The sequence below is a fragment of the Micromonospora sp. NPDC049139 genome (assembly GCF_055586845.1).
Genome location: NZ_JBVJHK010000012.1, coordinates 166,358 through 191,479, shown reverse-complemented (window position 1 = coordinate 191,479; position 25,122 = coordinate 166,358). Strand labels below are relative to the sequence as shown.

General features: G+C 72.5%; 18 protein-coding genes. 10 read left to right on the top strand and 8 right to left on the bottom strand.

The features are described 5' to 3' along the window. The 8 genes from ACZ6Q9_RS21090 (at nt 1) to ACZ6Q9_RS21055 (ending at nt 10,829) form a co-directional block, all read left to right on the top strand. Nucleotides 1-1,506 carry a class I adenylate-forming enzyme family protein gene (locus tag ACZ6Q9_RS21090; RefSeq protein ID WP_396829446.1) on the top strand — a complete coding sequence of 502 codons (1,506 nt, stop codon included), beginning with the start codon at nt 1-3 and terminating at the stop codon, nt 1,504-1,506. 26 nt (nt 1,507-1,532) lie between these two features. After that, on the top strand, nt 1,533-4,619 hold the full coding sequence (locus tag ACZ6Q9_RS21085) for a non-ribosomal peptide synthetase (RefSeq protein ID WP_393449388.1): 3,087 nt from the start codon (nt 1,533-1,535) through the stop codon (nt 4,617-4,619). A gap of 1 nt (nt 4,620) precedes the next feature. Continuing rightward, a complete protein-coding gene (locus tag ACZ6Q9_RS21080) occupies nt 4,621-4,917 on the top strand; it encodes a phosphopantetheine-binding protein (RefSeq protein WP_393449391.1) in 297 nt (98 codons plus the stop codon). A gap of 109 nt (nt 4,918-5,026) precedes the next feature. Next, a complete protein-coding gene (locus tag ACZ6Q9_RS21075) occupies nt 5,027-6,838 on the top strand; it encodes a hypothetical protein (protein WP_393449394.1) in 1,812 nt (603 codons plus the stop codon). A gap of 415 nt (nt 6,839-7,253) precedes the next feature. Beyond that, complete coding sequence (locus tag ACZ6Q9_RS21070; protein WP_393450207.1) at nt 7,254-8,501, top strand: globin domain-containing protein; 1,248 nt, start codon at nt 7,254-7,256, stop codon at nt 8,499-8,501. A 551-nt stretch (nt 8,502-9,052) separates the two neighbouring features. Further along, complete coding sequence (locus ACZ6Q9_RS21065; RefSeq protein ID WP_393262543.1) at nt 9,053-9,691, top strand: hypothetical protein; 639 nt, start codon at nt 9,053-9,055, stop codon at nt 9,689-9,691. A 141-nt stretch (nt 9,692-9,832) separates the two neighbouring features. Further along, the gene (locus tag ACZ6Q9_RS21060) at nt 9,833-10,042 is read left to right on the top strand and encodes a hypothetical protein (RefSeq protein ID WP_396829445.1); all 210 of its coding nucleotides are present in this window, start codon (nt 9,833-9,835) and stop codon (nt 10,040-10,042) included. 142 nt (nt 10,043-10,184) lie between these two features. Then, on the top strand, nt 10,185-10,829 hold the full coding sequence (locus ACZ6Q9_RS21055) for a hypothetical protein (protein ID WP_396829444.1): 645 nt from the start codon (nt 10,185-10,187) through the stop codon (nt 10,827-10,829). A 1,624-nt stretch (nt 10,830-12,453) separates the two neighbouring features. Here ACZ6Q9_RS21055 and ACZ6Q9_RS21050 read toward each other — a convergent pair. Beyond that, the gene (locus tag ACZ6Q9_RS21050) at nt 12,454-12,879 is read right to left on the bottom strand and encodes a hypothetical protein (protein ID WP_396829460.1); all 426 of its coding nucleotides are present in this window, start codon (nt 12,877-12,879) and stop codon (nt 12,454-12,456) included. A gap of 347 nt (nt 12,880-13,226) precedes the next feature. Between ACZ6Q9_RS21050 and ACZ6Q9_RS21045 the strand changes: the two genes are divergently transcribed. Further along, nucleotides 13,227-13,562, top strand: a complete 336-nt coding sequence (locus tag ACZ6Q9_RS21045; protein ID WP_393262534.1) for a hypothetical protein — start codon at nt 13,227-13,229, stop codon at nt 13,560-13,562. Between the two features lie 260 nt (nt 13,563-13,822). On the opposite strand, the gene ACZ6Q9_RS21040 is transcribed toward ACZ6Q9_RS21045, so the two are convergent. Then, nucleotides 13,823-14,530, bottom strand: a complete 708-nt coding sequence (locus tag ACZ6Q9_RS21040; RefSeq protein ID WP_396829443.1) for an HAD family hydrolase — start codon at nt 14,528-14,530, stop codon at nt 13,823-13,825. On the opposite strand from ACZ6Q9_RS21040, the gene ACZ6Q9_RS21035 reads away from it, so the two are divergent. After that, a complete protein-coding gene (locus ACZ6Q9_RS21035) occupies nt 14,523-15,584 on the top strand; it encodes an IS110 family RNA-guided transposase (RefSeq protein WP_393449412.1) in 1,062 nt (353 codons plus the stop codon). The two genes, ACZ6Q9_RS21040 and ACZ6Q9_RS21035, sit on opposite strands and share 8 nt — an antisense overlap. Nucleotides 15,585-15,725: 141 nt before the next feature. On the opposite strand, the gene ACZ6Q9_RS21030 is transcribed toward ACZ6Q9_RS21035, so the two are convergent. The 6 genes from ACZ6Q9_RS21030 to ACZ6Q9_RS21005 form a co-directional block, all read right to left on the bottom strand. Then, entirely contained in the window at nt 15,726-16,439 is a 714-nt protein-coding gene (locus tag ACZ6Q9_RS21030; RefSeq protein WP_396829442.1) for a hypothetical protein, read from the bottom strand. Between the two features lie 214 nt (nt 16,440-16,653). Further along, nucleotides 16,654-16,776: a hypothetical protein gene (locus ACZ6Q9_RS21025; protein ID WP_466021424.1), complete on the bottom strand. Its 123-nt coding sequence runs from the start codon at nt 16,774-16,776 to the stop codon at nt 16,654-16,656. A gap of 76 nt (nt 16,777-16,852) precedes the next feature. After that, on the bottom strand, nt 16,853-18,121 hold the full coding sequence (locus tag ACZ6Q9_RS21020) for a TIGR02679 family protein (RefSeq protein WP_396829441.1): 1,269 nt from the start codon (nt 18,119-18,121) through the stop codon (nt 16,853-16,855). Beyond that, nucleotides 18,118-22,254 (bottom strand): TIGR02680 family protein, encoded by a 4,137-nt coding sequence (locus tag ACZ6Q9_RS21015; protein WP_396829440.1) that lies wholly within the window; start codon nt 22,252-22,254, stop codon nt 18,118-18,120. Before ACZ6Q9_RS21015 ends, ACZ6Q9_RS21020 begins: the two co-directional genes overlap by 4 nt. Next, entirely contained in the window at nt 22,251-23,495 is a 1,245-nt protein-coding gene (locus tag ACZ6Q9_RS21010; RefSeq protein ID WP_396829439.1) for a TIGR02678 family protein, read from the bottom strand. Before ACZ6Q9_RS21010 ends, ACZ6Q9_RS21015 begins: the two co-directional genes overlap by 4 nt. Next, nucleotides 23,492-25,096: a TIGR02677 family protein gene (locus ACZ6Q9_RS21005; RefSeq protein ID WP_396829438.1), complete on the bottom strand. Its 1,605-nt coding sequence runs from the start codon at nt 25,094-25,096 to the stop codon at nt 23,492-23,494. The genes ACZ6Q9_RS21010 and ACZ6Q9_RS21005 overlap by 4 nt, the downstream gene beginning before the upstream one ends. Nucleotides 25,097-25,122: the final 26 nt, after the last annotated feature.

Below are 25,122 nucleotides of genomic sequence, written 5' to 3'. Positions count from 1 at the left end.
ATGACGCCGACGACCACCGGCCAGGCCACCCTCCGTACCGTGCCCGAGCTGCTCGACTGGCGCACCAGCCTGCACCCCGACCAGGTCGCGGTCGAGGTGCACGGCGTGGCGACGCTGACCTTCGCCCAGTGGTCCGCCGGCGCGACCGCCGTGGCCGCCGCGCTGCGGCACCGGGGCCTGTGCCGCGGCGCCCGGGTCGGCCTGCTGTTCGGCGCCCGCGACTGGACCCGGTTCGCCGTGGCGTACTGCGGGGTGCTGCGGGCCGGCGGCGTCGCCGTGCCGCTGTCCGACCGGCTCGCCGCCGGGCAACTCGGGTACGCGCTGACCCACTGCGCGGCCACCGCCGTCCTGCACGGCGACGACACCCCCGCCCCGCCCGTACCGTCCGGCGTGTCGACCTGGACGGTCGGTGACCTGCTCGCCGGTCCCGGAACCGACCTCGACCCCGCCGGCCCCCGCCCGGGCGACCTCGCCCAGATCCTCTACACCTCGGGCACCACGGGCCGCCCGAAGGGAGTGGCCGCCAGCCACGCCAACCTCACCGTGGGCGCGCCGACCCACCCGCGCCGGCTGGCGCTGGCCCACTCGCAGCGGTTCCTGCACGCGTTCGCCATCGGCACCAACGCCGGGCAGACCATGCTGGCCAACGCGCTCACCGCGAAGGCCGCCGCGTTCACCCTGCCCCGGTTCACCCCGGCCCGGTTCGCCCGGCTGATCGAGACGCCCGGCACCGGGACCGTCTTCGTCGTCCCGTCGATCGCCGTCGAGCTGCTCGACTCCGGGGCGCTGCGCGGGCGGGACACCGGCGCCGTGCAGCTCATCGGCTCCACCGCCGCCCCGCTCGCCCCGGCGGTCGCGGCCCGGCTGGCCGAGGCGTTCCCGCAGGCCACGATCGTCAACTACTACACGTCGACGGAGGCGGCCCCGGCCCAGACCACGATGATCTACGACCCGTCCCGCCGGGACGCGGTCGGGCGGCCGGTGGGTGGGCAGTTGATGGTCGCCGACGCCGACGGGAACCCGCTGCCGGCCGGAGCCACCGGCGACGTGTGGCTGCGCGCCCCCCACCCCCGCGCGTACTACCGCGACGACGCGGCCAACCGGGCCACCTTCCGCGACGGGTGGGTCCGGATGGGCGACGTCGGCCGGATGGACACCGACGGCTACCTGTACCTCACCGACCGGCACCAGGACGTCGTCAAGACCGGCGCGTTCAAGGTCTCCACCATCGAGGTCGAGGCCGCCCTGCACGAGCACCCCCTGGTCGCCGAGGCGGCCGTCGTCGGCGTCCCGCACCCGGTGCTCGGTTCGGTCGTGGCCGCCGCCGTCGTGCCCCGCCCCCCGGCCGGCCCGGACGGGCTGTCCCTGCCGGTGCTGCGCGGCTTCCTCGCCGACCGGCTGGCCGACTACCAGCTGCCCGCCCGACTCCTGCTGCTGGACCGGCTGCCCCGCAACGAGGGCGGCAAGGTGCTCAAGCGGCAGCTCACCGACCTCTTCGACAACTGACCACCAGCACGACCATGGGAGCACATGTGGGTACCGCCGAGGCGACCTCCGCGCAGCACGCCGTCTGGTTCACCGAGCAGGCCGGCGTCGCCGGCACGGCCTACCACATGGCGTTGGGCGTACGGTTCGCCGCCGAACTCGACCGTCGGGCCCTCGTCGCGGCGTGCGCCGCGGTGACCGAACAGCACCCGGTCCTGGCCGCCCGCGTCGTCACCGACGACGACGGCATCCCCCACCTGGCCCCCGCGGACCTGCGCCCGGCGGTCACGGTCGGCGAGTGGACCGACGCCCGCGTCACCGAGGAGATCGCCCGCCGGCACGACCTGGGCACCGGCCCGCTGGCCCGGTTCACCCTGCTGACCGCCGCCGACGGCAGCCACCTGCTGCTCGTCACCGCGCACCACCTGGCCTTCGACGGCACGTCCAAGGACGTGCTCGTCCGCGACCTGGCCGCCGCCTACGCCGCCGCCCGCACCGGCGGCCCGCCCGCGCCGTCACCCCGCGCCGACGGGTACGCCGGCCTCGCCGCCGCCGAGCAGCAACGCGTCACGGCCGACCTGCCCGCCGCCCGCGACCACTGGGCGCGGCACTGGTCCGGCCCCGGAGACGTCGTGCTGCCCGGCCTACGGCGGCTGCCCACCGCCGCGGAGCCCGGCGAGGCCGTGCCCCTGGACCTGTCCGCCGGCCTGATCGACGGCGTCGACCGGGCCGCCCGGTCGATCGGGGTGACCCGCTTCGAGCTGCTGTTCGCCGTGCTGCACGCCCTGCTCGGGCGCTACGGCAACCAGGGCGCGCCGGTCGGGGTGGCCCTGTCCACCCGCACCCCCGACCAGGCCGACCGGGTCGGACTGTTCGTCAACGAGCTGCCCGTCGCGGTCGCCCCGGCGCGGGGCACGTTCCGCGACCACGCCCTCGCCGTCCGGGCCCGCCTGCGCGAGGCGTACCGGCACCGCGCCGTGCCGCTGGCCCACGCCGTGTCCGGGTTGCGGCCCGCCCCGGCCCTGACCCCGGTCAGCGTCGCCTACCGGCGGCGCGGTGCGGAACCGGCGTTCCCCGGGGTGGCCAGCGAGGTCGACTGGACCCTGTTCTGCGGCGCCGCCCGCAACGCCCTGCACGTGCAGATCGTCGACGCCCCGACAGGCGTCACGGTGAGCCTCCAGCACAGCCCGGCGGCCATCGACACCGACTCCGTACGCCGGATCGGCGGGCACCTGCGCACCATGCTCGCCGCGGTGGTCGCCGAACCCGACCGCCCCGTGGCGGACCTGCCGCTGCTGCCCGCCGACGAACTCGACCGGGTCACCCGCGCCGTCAACGACACCGTCCGGGCGTACCCCGCCGTGACGGTGCCGGCCCTGTTCGCCGCCCGGGTCGCCGCAGACCCGGACGCGCCGGCCCTGGTCGACGGCGACCGGACGCTGACCTACGCCCAGCTCGACGCCGCCGTCGTCCGGCTCGCCGCGCTGCTACGCCAGCGCGCGGTCGGCCCCGGCACGCTGGTGGCCGTCGCGCTGGACCGCTCCTGGCAGGCGGTGGTGACCGTGCTGGCGGTGCTGCGCTGCCGCGCCGCCTACCTGCCGGTCGACCCGGGCAACCCGCCGGCCCGGCGGGAGGCGATCCTCGCCGACGCCGCCCCGGCTCTGGTCGTGACAGGTTCTGCCGTCGAGACGGGCCGGCCCACCCTCGCCCTCGACGGGACCGACCTGCTCCACGGCCCGGTCCCGGCCGGACCCGCCGACGGGCCGCCGAACGCCGACGACCTCGCGTACGTGCTCTACACCTCCGGGTCGACCGGCCGACCCAAGGGCGTGGCCGTGCGGCACGACGCGTTGGCGAACCTGCTGCTGGGCGTCCGCGACCTGCTGGGCAGCGGGCCACGGGACCGGTGGCTGCACCTGACGTCGCTGTCGTTCGACATCTCCACCGTGGAGGTGCTCCTGCCGCTGGTCACCGGTGGCAGAGTCGTCGTCGCCTCGGCGGTCGGCGCGCTGGACGGTGCGGGCGTGCTGCGGCTGGTCCGCGACACCGGCGTGACCCACGCCCAGGCCACCCCGTCCGGCTGGCGGGTGCTGCTGGACGCCGGTCTCGGCGTTCCGGCCCCGGACGCCGGGGGCACGCCGGCGCCGCTGGTCGCGGTCGCCGGCGGGGAGGCGCTGCCGGTCGCCCTCGCGCGGGACCTGCGGGCCCGCACCGCCCGCCTGGTCAACGGGTACGGGCCCACGGAGGCGACCGTCTACGCGACCATGGCGGAGATCCCCGCCGGTCCCGACGAGGTCACCATCGGTCGGCCGCTGCCGAACGTGCGGGCGTACGTCCTGGACGAGGCCCGCCGACCGGTGCCGCTCGGGCTGCCCGGCGAGCTGTACCTGGCCGGCGCGGGGCTGGCCGCCGGCTACCTCGGGCAGGACGACCTCACCGCCGAGCGGTTCGTCCCGGACCCGTTCGGGCGGGCCGGCGAGCGGCTCTACCGCACCGGCGACCGCTGCCGGTGGCTGCCCGACGGGCGGATCGAGTTCCTCGGTCGCATCGACGACCAGGTCAAGATCCGGGGACACCGGGTCGAACTGGGGGAGATCGACGCCCGGCTCCTCGATCATCCGGCCGTGGCCGCGGCGGCCACCGCGCTGCGGCACGACGCGGACGAGCCGCGCCTCGTCGCGTACGTGGTGTGCCGCGCCGGGGCCGCCCCGCAGCCGGCGGAGCTGCGACAGCACCTGGCGCTGAGCCTGCCGCAGGCCGTGCTGCCCACCGACTTCGTGACGCTCGACCGGCTGCCGCTGAACCCGAACGGGAAAGTCGACCGGGCCGCACTGCCCGCCCCCGCGCCCCGGGAACCGGTCGGCGCGGCCCCGGGCGGGTCCGCCGCCGACGGAACCGGCGACGACCCGGTGGTGGAGCAGCTGCGCCAGATCTGGCAGGAGGTGCTGCGCGTCCCCGACATCGGTGTGCACGAGGACCTGTTCGACCTGGGCGGACACTCGCTGAGCATCACCCGGATCAGCGGCCGGATCCAGCAGCGGCTCGGGGTCGAGGTGCCGCTGGACGACTTCTTCGACACCCCGACCATCGCCGAGATCGCCGAGATCGTCCGGCAGTCCGCAAAGGAGTTCTGACATGGGCAGCAGCACCGACCTGCGCGAGCGGATCGCGGAACTGGTGAGCGAGGCCACGGCCGGCGAGGTCGCGGCGGCCGACGTGCTGGCCGGCGGGTCGATGGTCGCACTCGGCGTGGACTCCCTCGGCCTGCTGCGCCTGGTCGACGCGATCGAGCTGGAGTACGGCGTCGAGGTGGACCTGAACGGTCCCGGCCGCACCCTGGACACCCTCGACGACCTCGTGGCGCTGGTGGGCGCGGCAGGGGCCGGGCGAGCTGCCACCGGATCCGGTGGGGCGGGCGGGCCGCTGAGCTGATCCGCCGCGTCCTTTTCCCATCGTCCGCGACGCGGAACGTTCGACGGGTCGCGGGCCGTGGCCCGGTCCGGGGGATCGCGGGATGGCATGGCTGTCCATTATTGGTGCCATGACGTCAGTGAGTCGCCAGCGGGTAAGGAACGCGGACGGTCGAGCGCACAGTCGTGTCGAGCAGCGACTGATCAAGTCCGTCGCCCGCGGCGAGGTGCTCGATCTGGCCGGTGACGGGCCGGTCGACGAGGCAGCGATGCGGTCCTGGGGCGATGAGCGGACGGTCTCGGCCTCGGTCATCCGTGAGCTCGTCCGCGGCCGCCTGGTCGGCGAGCCCGACCCACACGGCCTGCGGCTACGCGGAGCCCGGATCGCCGGCCAGATCGATCTGGAGAACATCACCAGTGACCTGGCGCTGGAGCTGCGCGACTGTCTACTCCCCAGCGGCGTGAATCTCCGCAACGCCCGACTGTCGGCGGTTGCCATGACCGGGTGCCGCATCGAGCAAACGGCAGATTCGGACGACGCGCCAGTCGACGCCACACGCTTTGCCGCGCGGGTGCTCTCGCTCGAAGGGAGCACCGCCACCAGCGCCAGCGAGCAGGGCACGGTCCGGCTGCTCGCTGCCCACCTCGGCACACTGGACTGCAGCGGAGCGCGGCTCGAGAACGCCACCGGGCCCGCCCTCGACGCCGACGGCCTCCGGGTCGACCAGAGCGTGTTCCTGCGCGGCTCCACCGCCACCAGCGCCAGCGAGCGAGGCACGGTCCGGCTGCTCGGTGCCCACCTCGGCGGCCAACTGAACTGCACCGGAGCGCGGCTGCGGAACACCACCGGACCCGCCCTCAACGCCGACCGGCTCCAGGTCGACCAGGACGTGTTGCTCCGCAACGGGTTCACCGCCACCAGCGCCAGCGAGCAGGGCACCATCCGGCTGCTCGGTGCCCACCTCGGCACATTGGACTGCACCGGGGCACAGTTGAAGAACACCATCGGACCCGCCCTCGAAGCCGACCACCTCCAGGTCGACCGGGACGTGGCCCTGGACGCCGGGTTCACCGCCACCAGCGCCAGCGAGCTGGGCACGATCCAGCTGCCCGGCGCCCACATCGGCGGCGTCCTGTACTGCGGCGGGGCACGGCTGGAGAACACCACCGGACCCGCCCTCAACACCGACGGCCTCCGCGTCGACCAGGACGTGCTCCTGGACGACGGGTTCACCGCCACCAGCGCAGACGGCCAGGCGGTGCTGGTGTTGACCGGTACGCGGATCGGCGGGACGCTCCGCCTCGACACCGACCGAACGACGCACACGGCACCGGACCAGGGATCACTGGTCGAGCTGGACGGGCTCACCTACAGCGGGCTGCCGCGGCCCGCGTCACTGCCGCGCTGGCTGACCCTGCTGCGCGAGCACACCCCCCGCTACGCAGCCCAGCCCTACCAGCACCTCGCCGCCGCCTACCGCGCCGCCGGCCACGACCGCGACGCCCGCACCATCCTCATCGCCCAACGCCGCGACCAGATCCAGCGCGCCGGACTGGCCGGCTCCGAACGGGCCTGGGGCCGCCTCACCGGCATCACCCTCGGATACGGCTACCAGCCCTGGCGCGCCCTGCTCCTGCTCCTCGCCACGCTTGCGACCGCAGTCACCCTCAGCGTCACCATCGGCCACCGCGGCGGCCTCGCCCAAAAGCCGGCGATCACCGGAGAAGTCGCAGCCACCGCCTGCACCACCATCGACGAGATCGGCGTGGGCCTCGACCTCGGTACCCCACTGATCAAGACCGGCGCCCGCGACCGCTGCCAACCCACCGACACCCCCGCCGGCCACACCCTCACCATCGCCAGCTGGTTCCTGCAACTGCTCGCCTGGACCTTCGCCACCCTCTTCATCGCCGGCTTCACCAGCGCAGTCCGCAGAACCTGACCCATGTCACGCTGAGCCACCAACGCCAAGGGAGCTTGCTCCGATCAACTGCGTCGCTCCTGCCAGTCAAGCGCCGGGCACACTGTCGGCGGCAGCACCAGCCCAAGCTCAACGAGCAACGCTGCTCCGTGCAGCGACCATCGCCAGCGGGACCGCGATCGTCGGCTTCGGCGCCGCCGTACATCGAGCAGCAGAACCGCCCGGTCTAAGGCACTGCCCGGGCCTTGACGGCCCTTCCAGCACGGGCCTTCACCCCCGCCCTGAAGGGCGGAGCACTGGCCGCATTCCGATAGCACGACTGGATCGGTCGTGGAAGGGCCGTCCGCCCCGACTACTACAAGCGGTGGTAGATCGCACATTTGTCCTGATGAGAGGCACTTCGCCGGCGGGCCGCGCCTAGCATGCCGGCGTGACGATGAGGGAGAGGGACCACGCGTACGACTACCACGATCTGCTCGGCCTGCACCACTCCATGGTGCTGCGCCGGAGGATGCGCGGGGACGTGCCGGCGCCGGACGAGCGGGAGGCGTCCGCCGGGGCGCTGCTGGCGGCGTGGCCGCAACGAGTGGACGACCAGCGGCTGCTGCGGGAGAGCCTCGCGTTGCTGGAGCCGCTCACCGACACGCTGACGTACCTGTACGCGGCGCTGTTCCGGGACGGATCGCACCTGAGGTCGCTGTTCCCCGACTCGCTCGCGGCCCAACGCGACCAGCTCACCTGGTCGGTGCGGCAGCTTATCGAGGGGCTGGACCAGCCGGAGGTCATCGTGCCGGTCTTCGAGGAGCTTGGCCGGGCGCACCGCAAGCTCGGCGTACGCGCCAGCCACTACCAGCCGTTCGGTGCGGCGCTGATGGAGGCGCTGCGGTCCCGTGCCGGTGCCGGCTGGTGTCCCGAACACGACGACGCCTGGTCACGGGCGTACCGGTTCCTGGCCGGCGTGATGAGCAACGCCGCCACGGGGGAGCTCTCCGCTCCGCCGTACTTCAACGGCACCGTGGTCCACCACGAGCTGCGCGGCCCCGACCTGGCAGTCCTGCGGGTACGCACCGCCGAGGCGTACGACTACCGGGCCGGGCAGTACGCCACCGTCGGATCTGGGCGGCTCCCGCGCACCTGGCGGTCCTACTCCATAGCCAACCCACCCGGCGGTGACGGGGTGCTGGAGTTCCATGTGCGGGCGACAGGCGCCGGCCGGCTCAGCGACGTCCTGGTGCACAAGAGCGCCGTGGGTGATGTGCTGCGGCTCGGCCCGGCGCGCGGCATCACGACCCTCGCAACCGCCTCGGGTAATCGCGTACTGCTGGTCGCCGGCGGCACCGGTCTGGCCACGATCCGGGCGCTGCTGGGTGGGCTGGCCCGTCTGGCCAGCCCGCCGGCAACCTGGCTGTTCTTCGGCGCCCGCACTCGGGACGACCTGTACGATCTCGAATCGCTCCGCTCGTTCGCGGACCGCTTCCCGTGGCTCCGCTTGGTGCTGGCGGTCTCCGACGGTGACGCCGGCCCGTACGAACCCGGCACGGTGGTGGACGTCGTGACCCGCTACGGCGGCTGGGCCGGACACGACGCCTACCTCGCCGGACCGGCGGCGATGGTCACGGAGATGGCCCACCGCCTGGTCGACCTCGGCGTCGACCCTGACCACATCCGGTACGACCGGCAGTAGGGACACCGGCCCGGCGGGCGGCGTCCGCCCGAACGGCGGCTCACTGCCGTGCGGGATGGCCAGGCGCCGGTCGGTCCGCGAGTGGAACTTGTCGGCGATGCGGCCATGCTCGAGGCTGTGGTCGCCGACCCGGCCGGCGCAGAAGGCGCGAGTGATCTTCCTGACCCGGCCGCGGACGGCAGGACGGAGGTGGTGCTGGAGGTCTCCGGCGAGATGGGCGGGGGGCCGACCCGCCGGGCGCCGTGCCCGAGGTGGGCGAGTGGCTTTGCCACACCACCCTGTCCGACGCGTTCCTGCCGGCCGGGGCGTTTTCGACGCCGGAGGAGACCCCGTGGACGCATGGCGACCCGCCAGCCGTGCGTCGACGACGGGCCCGCCGTGAGCGACGGCGACCTGACCGACGAATGGCCCTGAGGTGGCCGGACGGCCCGGGCGGGGGAGTCGAAGGTCACGGACCGGACAGGGGGTTTGGCCCTGACTAGGGACCGCCGTGGTGAGCCAGGATGAGACGCGACACCAACGGACGTTGCCATCCTCACAGGAGTTCCGACATGAAGCGACGCACCCTGGACCTACTTTTCAGCATCGGTGGGCTGGGCCTGACCGTTCTGCTGCTCATCGCCGGCCTCGTCCTCACCACGAACGCGAACTTCGCCAACGACTACGTACGCGACCAGCTCGGCGCGCAGCACATCACCTTCAAGCCGGCCGACAAGCTGACCGACGAGGAGAAGAAGGCGGACTGCCTGGTCGAGTACGCCGGCCAGAAGATGACCACCGGCAAGCAGGCCGAGTGCTACGCCAACGAGTTCATCGGGCTGCACCTGAAGTCCATGGCCGGTGGGAAGACGTACGCCGACCTCGGCGCGCCGGAGAGCGAGCTGCGGGCCAAGGTCGAGCAGGCCACGCAGACCAACGACCCGGCCCTGGCCGACCTGCAGAAGCAGTTGGCGGAGGTCAGCGGCCAGCGGGAGACCGTATTCAAGGGCGAGACGCTGCGCGGCATGCTGCTCACCTCGTACGGCTTCAGCGAGTTCGGCCGTAAGGCCGAGCAGGCCGCTCTGGTGACGTTCATCGGGGCGGGGCTGCTCCTGCTGCTGTCGATCGCCGGCCTGGTGCACGCCTTCCGCACCCCGGCCACCGAGGCGTTCGCCGCTCCCGAGCCGGCGAAGAACCGCATCACCGCCTGACCGCTGCCGACCCGGGAACCCCCGGTCTCCTCCACCCTCTAGGAGGCCGGGGGCCCCGCGTGCGCGGCTGGACGCACGACTGGCTCTGACGGTGGCGGAAGCGGTGGCGGCGGGCGACGCGGCGGTGGCCGGGCTCGGGTGGTGGTGCGCGGCATCCGCACCCTCCTGCGTGCCCTGACCAAAGCCCTGGCCGACCTCGACGTCGAACCCCAGGAGGCAACCAGCACACTCGCCAGCCAGCTTCGGAGCAACCTTGCCGACGTGAGCACCACCGGCTCCGGCGTGGAGCCAGGCATGGGCCGACGCCAGCTCGGAGGGATGGGCAGCGGTCAAAGCGGCGGACTGCCATGACCGCGGGCCGTATCCCCTCCGCAGAGCGCGAATGCCGTCTGGAGTGGACGGGGCGAGTCGCGTGGTTGTGGCATCGTGTCACCGCAAGGGGGAGGTGACGCAGGTGGATGTGTCGTTCGCGTCGACAAGGTACGCCGAAGCGTTGCTGTTCGCCGCCGAGGTGGTCGATGCGGCCACCCGCCCCCCTCACGGCGACCACGGCGAGGAAGTGCTGCGCGACCCCTACGCGCAGAAGCTGTTGCGACACCAGAGCGACTGGTCGTGGTGCGACAACCGACAGGATGTCGACCTTGCCGCCAGTGGGGCGCTGCGCGCGACCGTCGAGTACGTCGCCCGTCGTCACGCCACGGCGCTGCCCGACCACACCGGTCGCGCCGGTGAACACTGGCCTGACGTCGATGACCGCCTGGCTCGGCTGGCCTCGGCGCTGCGCTTCGCCGCCGAGGCCGCCGAGCAGGCCTGGCCGCACCGGCTGCAGCAGGTCCTGGCCCCCTGGGTACGCCGGCGGCTCGCCGCGCTGCTGGCCGCCACTGACCGGGCGGAAGGGCTGGGCAGTATGGACGCCCGCGTGCGGCGCGCGGTCGTGCTGGCCTGGCAGTACCGGTCGGTGCGGCACGAGCTGTTCGCCGACCACCACTGGCAGGGGCGACCGCCGGCACCAATGGTGGTGCCTCGACGGCACGATCGCCGTCCGCTCGCCGTTCGACGGCTACGCCACCACCCAGGTGCCGTCCTACGCCCTGCACCTGACCCACCTCGACCTCACCATGGGGCGAGGCGAAGGTGAGCTGACCGTCGCCCACTCCGGCACCGCCCCACTCACGGCATACCCAGTCACCATCACCGACAGTGCGCCGACGCTGGCCGCCGACGTGAAGGCCGAACACCGGACGGCGGTGGCCGACGCGCTGTCAGCCCTAGGCCTCACCCACGCCGAAGACTGGGGACCGACCTCATCAGGCCGCTAGACCGTTGCTGATCTCAGAGGCGAGGCCCGCCGAGCACCCCAGTGGGACGCCTGGTCCACGGGGTTGCTGCGTCCGGCCTGTGGAGACGACAACACACCTTGATGCCTACGGCGGCGGTCCCCACCAGGTGTCCGCTCATGCCGAGTTGAGTGCATACAGGAAGGGCGACTGTCCCGAGATGGCGTGTTACTCAACGGTGTTGTCCCATATTCCGGATGCCTTCGCCCGGCAGGTTACGTCACACTGCCGCTGTGGAGAGCTTTCGGTGTGCGACGTGCGGGAACGCACTGAGCGTCCCGGTACGGCTGGTGGAGTTGCCAGCGGGCCCGCACTGGTCGCTTCTGGACTGTCACCATGTGAACCCTCCCCTGCTCGACCCCGGTACCTACGCCGTCGATGAGGCAGCGTATGGCCGTGATCAGGTCGTCGGCACCTTCGTACTTTCACCCGGCGACGTACGCGGTACGCGTTTCGTCCACGACCTCGTTCTCACCGGCTGCTGGTCCCTGGCGGGTTAGAGCCCGTGTGTCGCGTGCGAAAGGTGCGGCGCCCTGGTCGCCTCCCGAACGGACGACTGCAACGTGGCTCAGGAGACGCGCTTTTACCCTTCCAAGGTCGTCCGGGAGACCTGTGACATTGAGGCGGATCGCGCCACGGATCCGTTTGCGTTGATCGCCGACTGGGACAACGCTGCGCCCGACACCAGACAGCATGGCTGGCTGCCCAAACCTACCCGCCCACGGCCGGAACTTGCTGCGACCCGCTGGGGTGGCCGAGGTGTGAAAGCGCATCTCTATCGAGACGATCCACCAGCCTGACCGCACTAGTCGATATCGAGCCACCATGCGGCATACGGAATGAGCCAGCACACCAAGCCGCGGCCGACTCAGCTACCGGCTGCCCGGCTTGGTCTGAAACCAGAGAATCACGGTCGCGGCGAAGAACAGCAACACAAAGAACGCGCACGGGCACAGCATGAGCCAGGCCATTCCTTCCATGGCACATAGCCTAGGCTCGCCGCACGCCGAGCTCGGCAACCTGAACACGGTCACGGTGATCCGCACTTGGGTCGGTACTGGTGGGGCATCCGCATCTGCCGCGATCAGGGTGGGGGAGCGTGGAGTCAGTGTGTCGTCGGTGCCGGCCTGCGGCGAACCCGCCACCACACCTCGACGAGGATCGGTGGCAGCGCGATCGCGGCGCCGGCGAACGCAAGTGCCCGGGTGCACCGTTGCTGGATCTCGTCACGTAGTTCTTCGCAGGTGGCCTGGTGTTCGATGACGTCGCCGCGGGACCGTACGCATTCGTCGCCGGGCCCGATCAGGACATCGTGGTTGGCCGGGTTGGCCTCGAAGCAGGCGATTCTGGTCGGCTTCAGTTTCCAGTTGACGCGGTTCGAGGACCAGGCGCACTCATCTGCCGCTGGCTGCGCGCCGACCGATCCTAGCGGTGACGGCTGCCTCCGGCGGGCCTGATCGTGCCGCCGTAGAGATGCACGCGGTTGTCGGCGTCCTGGTCCGGTTCGCGTTGGATGAACCTTTCGGGCTCCACTGGGCCATTGGCGACGTGCACTGCCCAGTCCTCGTAGAACCAGCTGGGATTGCAGGCGCATTGGGTGAACGTGAACCGGAAGTTGGCCCGGTAGCGGCCCACCTGCCCCGATGCGAGTGGGAACAGGCGGGCTGTACCACGGTCGCGGGGAAATGCCGCCCGGCCTGGCAGCCGTTCCACGATCACCGCGGAACCCTCAAGGGTGAGCCACAAGCCCACGTCGCGGGCTCGCTCCACGCCCCCACTGAGAACCTCGTCATGGCGCACGTAGCCGGTCGCCTCGTTATACAGCACCTCGTGCACGGCCACGTCGCACATTGGTAGTGAGGCAGGAAGGGGCACCGGGCAGCTCAGGCCACGACGGAGGTTGGCCTGCTGAGCGCCGCGTGCCGCAGCGCTCCACCGCACCCGCACTCGTTGGATGGTGATCATCGCGCAACAATGACGCGTAGCTGTCCGCCTCGCCAGCTGTCATCCGGATCTGCCGCCCGTCGTGCGCGCTGACGGGGCCAGTACAAGTCACGGCGAGTCTGCATGGCAAAAGCAGAGACATGAGATGACGACTGGATGAGCCGGGGCCGTAGAGTGCTGTGATGGTCGACAGTTGGACTCCTCCGCAGCGGGGGAACTGTACCTGCACCGTTCACCTCGAACACCTCCTTGAGGTGGTGCTGCCGCCGGCCCATCCGGATTTGGAACCCATGACCGTCGCCGAACTGCTTGACACCGGCGACCTCAAAACCGACCCGCTCACGGAGGCGGACCGAAAGCGGGGCGGCACCGGATACCACTGGTCCCTCTGGGTCGGTGACGCCGCCCGCGGATACTACGACGACCACGCGTCGCTACAGCTCGACGTGGGCATCCTGGCCGCGCCGGGCGTCGAGCGCGTGGAGTGGCTCGACCGGGAGGAGTTCATGGTCGGCGCGCCGACGCTGTGCGTCGACGGGATGACGGCCGCGGTCGCCAACGTGCTGGCCGATCCCCGCGTGCGGGTGTGAGAAGCCTGCATCGGCACGAGACATCCCCGCTACGCCGGCGACCGGCCGGGGAGCATCGCGGCGGCGCGCGGACATCGAGTTGTCCGGCGTGGAGGAGGGCAAGCCAGTCCGCACCCCGCGCAGCTCCTCGACGGTCAGTTCGAGGAAGCCGACTGGACCAAGCCCGGTGACGTCTAAAGCCGTGCAAGGTGGTAGGCCGAGACGACCGCTCACTGCCGCGCAGGGCGTTCGCTGACCAGCAGGGCAGGGCTAGCAGCCGGTCACTCGGCCGTGAGTAGCACGTCGACAGCTTCGGCGACCGACATGACAGTGGCGTCGGGTGCGGGCGGGAGGAAGAAGTCCGGTCCGTATGTGGCGTGCTGACGGGCGAGGCGGGGCTCGGGGATCCACACCGTCCGTAGGCCGGCGCAGGCACCACCGGCGATGTCCAGGATGAGACTGTCGCCGATCATCCACCCGCCGCCGTCGAGGGTGAGGCCGCAGCGGTGGGCCGCGAGCTGGAAGATGCGTGGGTCGGGCTTGCGGATGCCGACGTCGTGTGAGATGCACCAGGCGTCGACGTGCCGGTCCAGGCCGGTGTTGCGAATCTTTCCGAGCTGGTTGTCGGTCATGCCGTTGGTGACGATCCCGATCTTCCAGTCCTGACGGCGGAGCTTGGCCAGCCCCGCGAGGTCCTCGGCGGAGCATGAGACCAGTTGTGGCATGCGGTGTCGGTACTGTCGCCACAACTCGTCTGCGGGAGTGGTCAAGGCGAACTCGTCGCGGACGATGTCGAAAAACGTGTCCATCGGGCCGTCGTGATGTGCGTCGGCGAAGATCAGCCAGGTGGCCCACTTGGGGTCAAGGTCATGCTCTGCGGTGAACTCCTGTGCCCAGGCGGCGAATGCCCGATCGCGCTGGACGAGGGTGTTGTCGAGATCGAACAACGCTAACCTCTGCATCGGAAGGCAGGACGCCGCAATGGCCATCGTCGCAGACCACTACGACCTCGTCGTCGGCGTGGACACTCACGCCGCCTCCCACACCCTCGCACTCATCACCGCCGGCACCGGCGCAGTCCAGCAGCACGCCCAGTTCCCGACCAGCCCGGCCGGGCTACGCCGCGCCACCGGCTGGATCCAACGCCACACCCAGGACGCGACAACACTGATCGTCATCGACGGGGCCGGCTCCTACGGCGCCACCTTCACCGAACAGCTCACCGCAGCCGGCCTCGCCGTCGCCGAAGCACCCGACATCCCGGCCATCAGCAGGCGACGCCACGGCAAGAGCGACGCCCTGGACGCCATCGCGATGGCCCAAACAGCCCGCAGTCTGAACGTCAACGAGCTGCGCTGGCCCCGCGCGACCGGCGCCCGCACCGCTCTGCGCGTCCTGACCGTCGCCCGCGAACAGATGAGCGGCGAACGCACCCGCGCCGTCAACGCACTGACCGCCCTGCTACGCACCGTCAACCTCGGCATCGACGCCCGCCGCGCCCTGACCACCACCACCATCACCACCATCGCGGCCTGGCGCACCCGTGACGAGACTCCGACCCTGACCGTCTGCCGAGCCGAGGCCATCCGCCTGGCCCGACGCATCCGCGCCCTCGACGCCGAACTCGCCGCCAACCACACCGCCCTGCACGAAGCAGTCACCACACAGGCCCAGCAACTGCTCGACCTACCCGGCGTCGGCGCCGTCGTCGCCGCTACCGTCCTGCTGACCTGGTCACACCCCGGACGCATCCGCTCCGAGGCCGCGTTCGCCGCCCTCGCTGGCGCCTCACCACTACCCGCCTCATCAGGCAACACCACCCGACACCGACTCAACCGCGGCGGCGACCGACGCCTCAACCGCGCCCTCTACACCGTCGCCCTGGTCCGCATGGACCACGACCCCCGCACCCGCGCCTACGTCACCCGCCGCACCGCTGAAGGCCGCACCAAACGCGAGGTCATGCGCAACCTCAAGCGCTACATCTGCCGGCAACTCTTCAGAACCCTGACCGGCGCACACCCAGCTACCAGCACCCCTTGACAGCTATAGAAGTCTCTCAATGGTTAGGTTGAGTCGGGTTCAAGGCTCAGGCCGATGTGGGCCAGGAGACTGTCGAGTAGGTCGGGGAGTGGCGACTGGACGAGCCGAGCGCGTTGCTCGTTGACATGGTCTCGGTGTTCTTCAGGCCAGGAGACACTCCCGCATCCTCGCGCCCACATTGATCACGCCTACCACCCGAGGGCCGGTCGGATCGTGCACGTCGAAGGTGTTGTTGCGGCGCATCCACTCACGAACCGGAGGTGGCAGCCGGGGCGGGTCGTCCATGGCTGTAAGGACCTGCCCAGCGCTCGAGATCAGTCTATCCGCCAGGGCGGCAGCGTCGGTGTCTATCCGCACCCGGCCGTACTCCCAGCCGGCGGTGGTGAGGTCGAGCACCTCGAACACGCGGGTCAGGAGCGGGTTCGGGTCGGTCACTTGGTCGAGCCGGGGCGCCTGGCCGCCGACCACCGCGACGGCGGCGGCCACCTGCGCGTACGGGTGGAAGCCGCACGGCAACGTGAACAGTGGCCACCGCAGGGCTGAGCCGGTCTCCTTCCACAGCGGCCGATAGTTCCGGCGGTGCACCACGAGCCGCCGGCCCGTCCGTCGGTGTATTTCGTTGGCCTGGGCCTGTAGGTCCGCGTGGGCCTCGTCGGCGACCTGGCTCACGATCCGGGCCGCCACCACCAAGCCGTCGTCGCCGTTCAGCATTGCGGTGACCGCCTCGACCTGCTCGGAAAACCGGACCTCCGCGCGGGCGCCGTACCGGTACTGAACGTCCCGTAGCAGTGCCTGCTGCCGCCCCGTATCGAGCTGGACCCGCCCGCCGCCCAGTAACCGCCGGAGCCAACGCATTTCGCCTCGTTTCAGCAGAGCCGTCCCGGACTGCGGCAATGCTAGTACCTCAGACCTCCCTCGTATGGATGGGGTGGCTGCGGATGCTGTGGCTGAGCGATCTCTGGGAGATCCGCCGCCTCGGACAGGGCGGACACGACGCACTCCTCACCGAGGACTACTCCCATGAAACCAGCTTCCTTTGCTGGTCAGCGAACTGCTCCTGCACCGGGTTTCACTGTTCGGCGTAGTAGCTCGCGTCGAGGTGAGTCAGTGGTGAATTGAAGATCCGGGCCAGCTGGCGGGCGACGGTTGACTTGCCACTGCCGCCGCAGCCGACGATTGCGATCCTGTCCATGACCCCCCGGGCGAGACTCGTCGACGTCGTGCGGTTGCAGCCGCTTCGCAACGCCTACGGCCCGACAGCGGCGACCTCAATGTCCCGTCGCCGCCGACAAATCGGTGATCAGCTTGTCGAGCACCAGTTCCTCCTCGACCCGGACCCCGGCCGCGAGCATCGCCGCAGCGAGTCCCGGATCCCAGGCCGCGTCGGTCGGCGTGCCACTCAGCGACCCTCCGGTAATCGGCTGGGCGGTGCGGGCCGCGACCCCGGCCAGGTAGTCGACGGTCCTGTAGCGCCACGGCTGCCAGGGCACCCTGCCGTGCAGCAGGTTGGCGATCCGCAGGCCACCCCAGTCGAAGTCGCCGTGATACCGCAGGCGGGCGCCGGACTGGACCAGGCTGGCCAGCAGCCGCAGCGCCGCGGTGCTGGGCTGGCCGCCGACGCAGACCAGCGGCGGGCACGCCGCACCGAGCTGGTCGGCCGCGGCGGCCAGCACAGTGGGGTTCTCGCAGGCGTACACGGTCCGCGCGGCGAACCGGGGCTCTCCGCGAGCGAGCTGGCGCAGGGTCACGACGACCGGTTCCCCGAGTGCGGCGGCGGGGGCGACGAGGTCGTGCAGCCGGCATCCGGGGATCGTGGGCAGGTTGACGGCGAGCACGGTCGAGGAGAGATCGTCGAGGAACACCCCGGCGGCGTACCAGAGCATCCGGCGTTGCTCGGCCGCCGACTCGGGCAGTGGCGCGTCCCCCCACCAGGTGGCCCGGACGGCAGAACGGGTCACTGTCTCCAGCGCCCGGCCGGCGTCGAGCGCGTGCGCGTCGCCGGTGGTGCGGGCTGCGATCCGGCCCAGCGGTTCCCCGTCCGCAGGCAGCGCGGCGAGGACGGCAACCAGGTCGGCCACGAGCCGCGCCGCCGCCGGCGGCGTACCGGCCAGTCGCCGCAGCAGCGCGGCCGTGCCCGAGGCGGCGCACCATTCGGCCAGTTCGGCGCGCACACCGCCGAGTGCGGCGAGCGGTGCGAGGGCGGCCTGCCAGGCGGCGGCCTCGGCGGCCCGCACCTCGGCGAGCACCGCGACGCCTCCGGTCAGCGCCTCGACCGCCCCGGCCAAGCCGCCGGGGTGCATTCCGCTGCGCCGGATGATCCGATCCAGCTCGTCGAGGTTGATGGTCAGGGTGCTGCCGCGACCGGGCGGGCGGCCCAGGACCCGCTCCACCGCCCGCCGTTCGTCCTGGCTGGGCCCGTCCAGGCTCAGGGTGCCGGTCAGCGGCTGACCCCGGGCGATGCGGCGGCGTAACCGCTGGAACAGCCGTTCGGTCTCCGCCCCGCCGAGCTGCCGGCGCAGCCGTTCCAGGTCGGTCACGGCACGTCCCACAGGCCTGGGGTCGTTTCCGGCTCGGGATGATGCTCGTGCGGCTGTGGGTTCCGCTGCCGCGGCGCCCGCCGATCCGGCGTGGACAACAGGTGCCGTTCGCGTCCGTCCCAGCGCCACGGGGTGACCAACACCGCGTCGATGCCGTCGTGCCGGGCAAGGTGGGCGATCCCGAGGCCGGGCACCTGCGGATAACAGCCCCACTCCCGCTCGCTGGTCATCACCACGTCGAGGTCGAAAGTGGCCAGCAGGCCGAGGCACTTCGCCCGGGAGTCGTCGTCCACCCCCGCGAAGGCCTCGTCCAGGGCGATCAGCCGCGGCGCGTACGGGTTGCCGGCCGAGCCGTAGTAGGACGACGCGGCGGCGAACAGCGGAACGCTCGCCGCGAGCACCCGCTCACCGCCGGACGCGGGCCCGGTCGCCGGGCGCCACTGCCCGTCCTGGTGCCGCTGGATCGTGAACTCGTGCCACGCCCGGTAGTCCAGCGCGCGGGTGAGCTGCTCCGACCAGGTCGCCGCGTCGTCGCGTAGCCGTTCCCGGTTGATCTGCTCCTGGAGGAAGGCGCCCACGGCGCGGCGGTCCTCGTCGTTCCAGACGTCCGTGCTCTGCCGCAACTGCTTGGCGCGCAGCTCGGCCAGCCCGGCCGGGGCGTCGCGGGTCGGCCGCCACAGCAGCCGCAGCCGCATGCCGGTCGAGGTGGGCCGTACCTCCAGCTCCTCGTTCATCCCCGCGACCTGCCGCTCGGCGCCGACGATCAGCTCCTGGAGCGCCCCGGCCACCTCGTTGACCAGGTGCGTCTCCAGCACCTCCCGCTCGTGCGCGGAGAGCATCCGCTGCCGCTCGTCGATCTCGTCAACCAGCGCGGCGGCCAGGTCGGCGACGGGGCGGCTACGCCCCTGGAAGCTGACCTCGACGACCATCGTCTCCTCACGGATGGTCGTCACCACCTGGTGACCCTGCCGCAACAGGCCGTCGGTCAGCGCCTTCACATCCATGCTGACCTGCTGCTGCAGCCGATCCCAACGGCGGTCGTCGTCGTCGGTGTCGGCCAGTTCCCGCTCGACGGCCCGGGCCAGCGCCACCGCTGGGGTCGCCGCCCACGACTGCGCCACGTCTGGCACCTCGAGGCCGGGGCAGGCCAGGTCGACCAGGCCGGTGCCGGCGAAGGCGCGCAGCCCCTCGACGGCGGCGTCCCGGGCCCCGGTCGCCGCGTGCAGCTCCTGTTGCAACCGGCCGTGTCGCCCACCGGCGTCACCCCGGGCGTCCCGGGCCGCCGCCTCCTGCCGCCGGGCCTCCTCACGGTCGTGCTCGCAGCCCTCCAGCAGGCCGGTCGCCTCCGCGATGCGGCGCTGCAGGTCCGCCACGGACGCGCCGGCGGTGGCGTCCAGCGTCTCGAACTCCACTCGGGCCGCCCGCGCCGCGTCCCGCGCCTCGGCCGCCTCGACCGCCGCCGGCGCCAGCCGCTCCAGCCGTTCCTCGTGTAGCTGGGCCGCCTCGTCCCGGCGGGAGCGCGCCACACGCACGCCCCTCACCGTCGGCCACCAGGCGGCCAGGGCCACCCGGTACGACTGCAGCCCGTCCCGCACCGCGGCCAGCTCCTCGACGTCGTACGGCAGGTCGACGTCGTCGGCGAACTCGGTCGCCTCAGCCAGCGCGGCCTCCGCCTCGGCGAGCCGCCGGCCCAGCGCCGCATCTGCCTCGTCCCGCCGGCCGACGATGCCGCGGCGGGTCTCGTACGCGCCGCGTACCTGGGTGTGGGCCTCCCGCAGCGGCTGGTCCGACGGCAGCGCCCGCGCCTCGGCGACGACCCGCTCCCGCCGCTGGCGCAGCTCGCCGCGCTGGCCCGCGACGGCCGCGAGCCGCGCCGACAGCTCCTCGGCTTCCCGCCGCAGCTGGTTGATCCGCGCCCGGCGGGACGCCTCCCGGGCACTGTCGCCGATGTGCTCCGCCGCCGGCTTGGCCCACCGTCCGGCGAGGACCCCGTTGCCGAACGCGCCGGTCACGTCGACCCAGGTCACCGCCGAGCCGGCGCCGAGGCCGATCGCGGCGAGCACACCGGCGACTGCTTCGTCCGACAGCGCCGCGCAGGCCGGGTCCGCCCGGTCGACCGCCGGGCGGAGCAGCGTGGCCAGGTTTGCCGTCACCGCCGCGCCGGGCCGCAGCACGGTGTCCCCGCTGAGCGGGTCGCGCAGCCCTCCGTCGGGGTCGAGCCACGCGTCGAGAATGCCGGCCGCCTCCAGGGCCGCCTCGATGCCGGCCCGATCCGATGCCGGCACCTCCGGGGCGAAGTCCACCACCCGCCACAGCGGCGCGCCCGGCCGGTCCCGGCGTGCCTCGTCGGCGCGCGTGTGCGGCACGGGCGGCGGCTGATGCGTTCCCGCCTCCAGCCGGCGCAGCTCCGCCTCGGCCCGCTGCAGACCGTCGCGGACCTCGCGTTCGTCGGCCTCCAACGCGGCGTCGGCGCGGGCGAGGGCCTCCGTCGCGGCCGTGGCGGCGCGCGTCGTCTCCCGCGCCGCCGGGTTCTCTCCGGCCAGCGCGCCGACCCACTGCTCCAGTTCCGCGAGGACGCCGTCGAGGTCACCGACCGGCAGTTCGACCACGCCGCCGAGGTGCTCCCCGGTCCGCCGGAGCAGCAGCTCACTCGCCTCGGTCGCGGCCGACTCGGCCTCCGCGATCCGCAGGTCCGCGGCGGCCATCTCGGCGTCGAGCCGGTTCACCTCGTCGCGGGCCCGGTCCGCCCGGCCCCGGGCCGCGTCGGCGGCGTCGCGGAGCCGGTCCAGCGTCCGCAGCGAACTCGACCGTGAGGCGACCAGTTCGTCCGCGGCGCGGGTCGCCTCGGCCAGCCCGACCGGCAGTGCGGCCACCACCCGCGCCGCGTGCCGGTCGGCCAGCCGCGCCACCGCGGCGTCCCGCTCGACCTGCGCGCGCGCCGCGTCCTCGGCGTCCTGCGCCTGCCGCAGCTCCCGGGTCGTGTCCTCCGCGGACCGGCCGGCGCGGGCCACGTCGGCCTCCAGGTCGCGCAGGCGCCCCTCCTGTCGGACGGCGAACCGGTCCCGCTCGTCGGCGATGCCCCGCAGCCGGCGCAGATGCTCGGCGGTACGTGCCTCCGGGCTGTCCCGCAGCGCCTGCAGCCGCGTGGTCAGCTCCCGGGACCGCTCCGTCAGCCCGTCGATGCGCGCCAACGCCCGGGTCAGGTCGGCGTCGGCCTGGTCGTAGGCCCGCTGCGCCTCGGTCAGCTCCCTGCCGAGCTGTTCGTAGCGGCTGTGCTGCTGGCGCAGCAGCCCGGCCCGGCGGCGCGTCGCGACCCGCGCGTACTGCCGGTAGCGGGTGAGGAAGTCGTCGGCGGCCCGTTTCGTCTCGGCCAGCTCCCGCAGCGTCATCCGCTCGTCGTCCAGGCTGCGGAACGCCTCCGCGACCTGGGTGATCAGGTTCTCGTCCAGCGGCGGCAGCGCGTCGGTGAGCGCCCGGGACAGGCTCTTCTCGTCCGGCCGCTTCGACAGCTGCGGCTGGCGCAGCCGGATCAGCAGGGAGACCAACGCGTCGTATCGGCTGCCGAGCCCGAACAGCGCCTCGTCCACGGCCCGCCGGTAGTCCGCCGCCCGGTCGTAGACCATTCCGGCGGGCCCGACCGCGTCGCGCAGCCGCTCCCGGGTCAACGTCGTGCCAGTCGCACCCACCAGCGTCAGGTCGACGCCGACCCGCTGGCTGGTGACGAAGAACCAGTGCCGGGCGATGCCCCGCCCGGCGACCGCCTTCAGCCCGCAGCCGATGGTGAGAAAGCGGTCGCCGTCGCGGTCGCGGCGGCCGAACTCCAACCAGGTGTAGCCGAGCCGCTCCTGGTGCGGGTACCTGCCGCCGAGCAGCAGGTTCCACTCCATCCGCTTGTGCGGGTCACCGTCGGGCTCCACCCGGTACGGCGCCAGGTCCCCGTCGAGCAGGAACGGCAGCATCAGCGCCAGCACCTTCGACTTGCCGGTGCCGTTGTTGCCCCGCAGCAGCAGGCTCCCGCCGTGGAAGTGGAACTCCTCCTGGTCGTAGTAGAAGATGTCGACCAGCCCGGCGCGCAACGGCTGCCAGCGTTCCTTCGCCGGGAGCGGCAGCTGGTCGGCCAGCGGTACGGTCATCGCGCAGTTTCCCTCGATCGTTCGGACTTGTCGGTGCCCACCCGTCGGGCGGCCGGCTCGCGGATCGTCGGCGCGGCCAGGGCATATCGGGCGATCGCCGGTCGGGGCAGCACGAGCGGGTCTGCTCCCGGCTTGACCCGGATCAGCTTCAGCGCGCGCAGCGCCTCCAACGCCGTGGCGACGAGGTCCACCTCGGCGCCCGGGTCGGTGGCGTGCTTACGCCAGTACGTCTGGTGCTCGACAGCGAGCTCCCGGGTGCGCCGCTGCAGCTCGCTGACCCGTACCCCGTCACCGGCGGCGATGTGCTCCGCCAACAGCAGGGTCAGGTGGCTCTGCATCCCCTCGGCCGGCATCCGCACGTCGGTAAGCTCGTCCTCGGGATCCACCATCGCGATCCCCTCCGCGCGCACCTCGGCGACCAAGCCCGTGAACTGGGTGATCCGGGTCAGCAGCGCGTGACGCTGGCTGGTCAGGTAGGCGCGCTCGGCCTCGGAGAGCTCGTCGTGGTAGACCACCGGCTGCTCCAGCAGCAGCCGGGTCAGCCGGTGCCGCAGCGCCCGGTTCCGGGCGTCGTCCACATCCGGTACGACCTCCAGCGTCAACGCCGCGAGCCGACCCGGCCCCGTCGACTCGTCGATCATCGACGGCCCCCGGGCCGCGGCGAGCAGGCCGGCGATCACATGCCGGTCCACGTCGTACAGGACGTCTCCACCGGCACCCAGGTACGCCTCCTCGTCCCCGGCCACCCGACGCAGCACCCCCCAGTGCAGCAGCAACCGGACCACGGCCACCATGTCGGCCCGCCGCTCCCGCCGGTCCAACGCGAACGAGAACCCTGCCGCCGCCAGCGCCGGCTCCGCGGCCCCCGTCACCACCTCCTCGGCCAGCCGGCCCAGCGTGATCTGCCCGTCGGCACGCTCCAGAGCCGCCAGCGCCAGGCAGGTCAGCACGTACCGCTGCCGGGAGAACGGGGTCCGCGACCGCGGATCCCGCGCCGGATGGGTGCCGTCGTGCGGGTCGGCGGTCAGCTTCACCAGCCGTACCGTGTGGGCGTCGGCCACCACCTGCCAGCCGGTCTCCCGGTCGAACCACTCCCGCAGCTCCGCCGCGTACGCCCGGACCAGCCGGTAGGTCTCCGCGTCGGTGAGCCCAGCGACCAGCAGCGGGCGGGCCAGCAGCAGCCGCGCGGCCCTGCGCCGCCGCGCCTCCGGCACGTCGTCGGCGACGGCGCGCCCCCTCACCTGGCCGCCCCGACAAGGTCGATGATCTCGATGAGATGCTCCGGCCCGGTCAGCACCCCGTCCTCGGTGACGACCCGCACCGGTGGGGCCGCGTCGACCCGTCGCAGCCGGACCACCATCGTGCCGTCCGACGTCGTGGTGGTCACCTCCGACTGGTCCGGCCGGCGGGTGGCCAGGGCGTCACCGAGCAGCTGAAGGAACAGCCGGAACTCGGCGGAGTCCAGCTCCGCCAGCTCGGAGAGGCGGATCGGGCCCGGGGTGGCCAGCGCGGCCCGGGCGCGGGCGGTCTGTTCCGCCTCCCGGCGCACCCGCTCGGCGAGCACGCGACGCTGCTCCGACCGGTCGATCACCCGGTTCGGCGCGCCCCGCCGCTCGTAGGAGCCGGTACGGCGCAGCCGAGGGCTGATCTTTAGGCGAGGTGCCTGCGCCCACGGCGTGGCCGCCGGCACCGGCCGCTCCTCGACGGCGGCGAGGGTCTCGGCGGTGGTGGTGAGGTGCCGCGCGGGGGAGAGCCCGAACGCGGTGTGCCAGAGCCGGTGCGCCGCCTCGTCGTCCGGCGCTTCGGCGAACCAGAGGGCGAGTCGGCGGAAGTCCGCCGAGCGGTCCGACCGCCCGGCCCGCCGCTCGTTGATCGCGGCGACCGTGCTCAGCAACTGCCGGATCCCACCGATCGCCGCCGTACGCAGCAGCCGCGCCTGGGCAGGGCGGCTGCTGTCGCCGCTGACGAACCAGTCGCGTAGCCCCGCCCAGCGCAGGCGCCAGGTGTCCAGGGACTGCCGCATGGCAGCGTCGTGCCCACCCCACGCGTTCCGGTCCAGGTCATCCTGTGCGTCCGCGCCGCCGTGCTCCTCGGTGGGAGCGGTGTCGGCGGCCTCGCGGCGCGCCGCCACCTCCAGCAGCGGTGTCACGCCGACCGCCTCGATCTGGCGGGTGAGCGCCGCGATCTCGGCGCCCCGGTTGGCCAGGTCGGCGATGAACCGCTCCAGGTAGGCGATCAGCTGCTCCTTGTAGGCCAGGAACGCCGCGACGTCGGCGTCGGAGAAGTCCATCGTCCGGCGCAGCGACGCCATGAAGGCCTGCGCGTTGTCGGCCAGGCCGGTGAACCGGTCGACGAGGCTCAGCAACAGCAGGTGCGTCTTCGCCGCGTCCGGCGGCTCGCCAGCCGCCGCCGCTTCGGCGACGGCCAGCAGCCCGCGCAGCTGTTCCGCGATGTCGGACAGGGCCACCGACTGCAGGGCGCCCCGCCGCCCGATCGCCTCCTCATACCTGGCGATCGCCTCCTCCGCCGCGTGCCCCTCCCGGGTGAGCTGATAGAGGTAGCGGGCCCGGTGGAAGTCCTCAACCGTTGTCACCCGGCCGGTGTCGGGGTCGGCGCGCAGGTTGCCCCACTCGGCGAGCTGATCCAGGGCGGCGCGAACGGTTTCCAGCGACGGCCCCGCCCCGATGTCGATCAGGACGTCCTCGGGCCGCAGGTGCACGGTGAAGCGCTGCTTCGCCGAAACGAATGCGTCCAGGATCTGCCGATACAGCGCCGAGTTCTGCGCCTGGAGGTGGGCGAACGGTTGCGCCGGTGAACCGGTCCCGAGGGGCATGGCGTTCATCCTCGCATCGTCGGGCGTGATCTTCG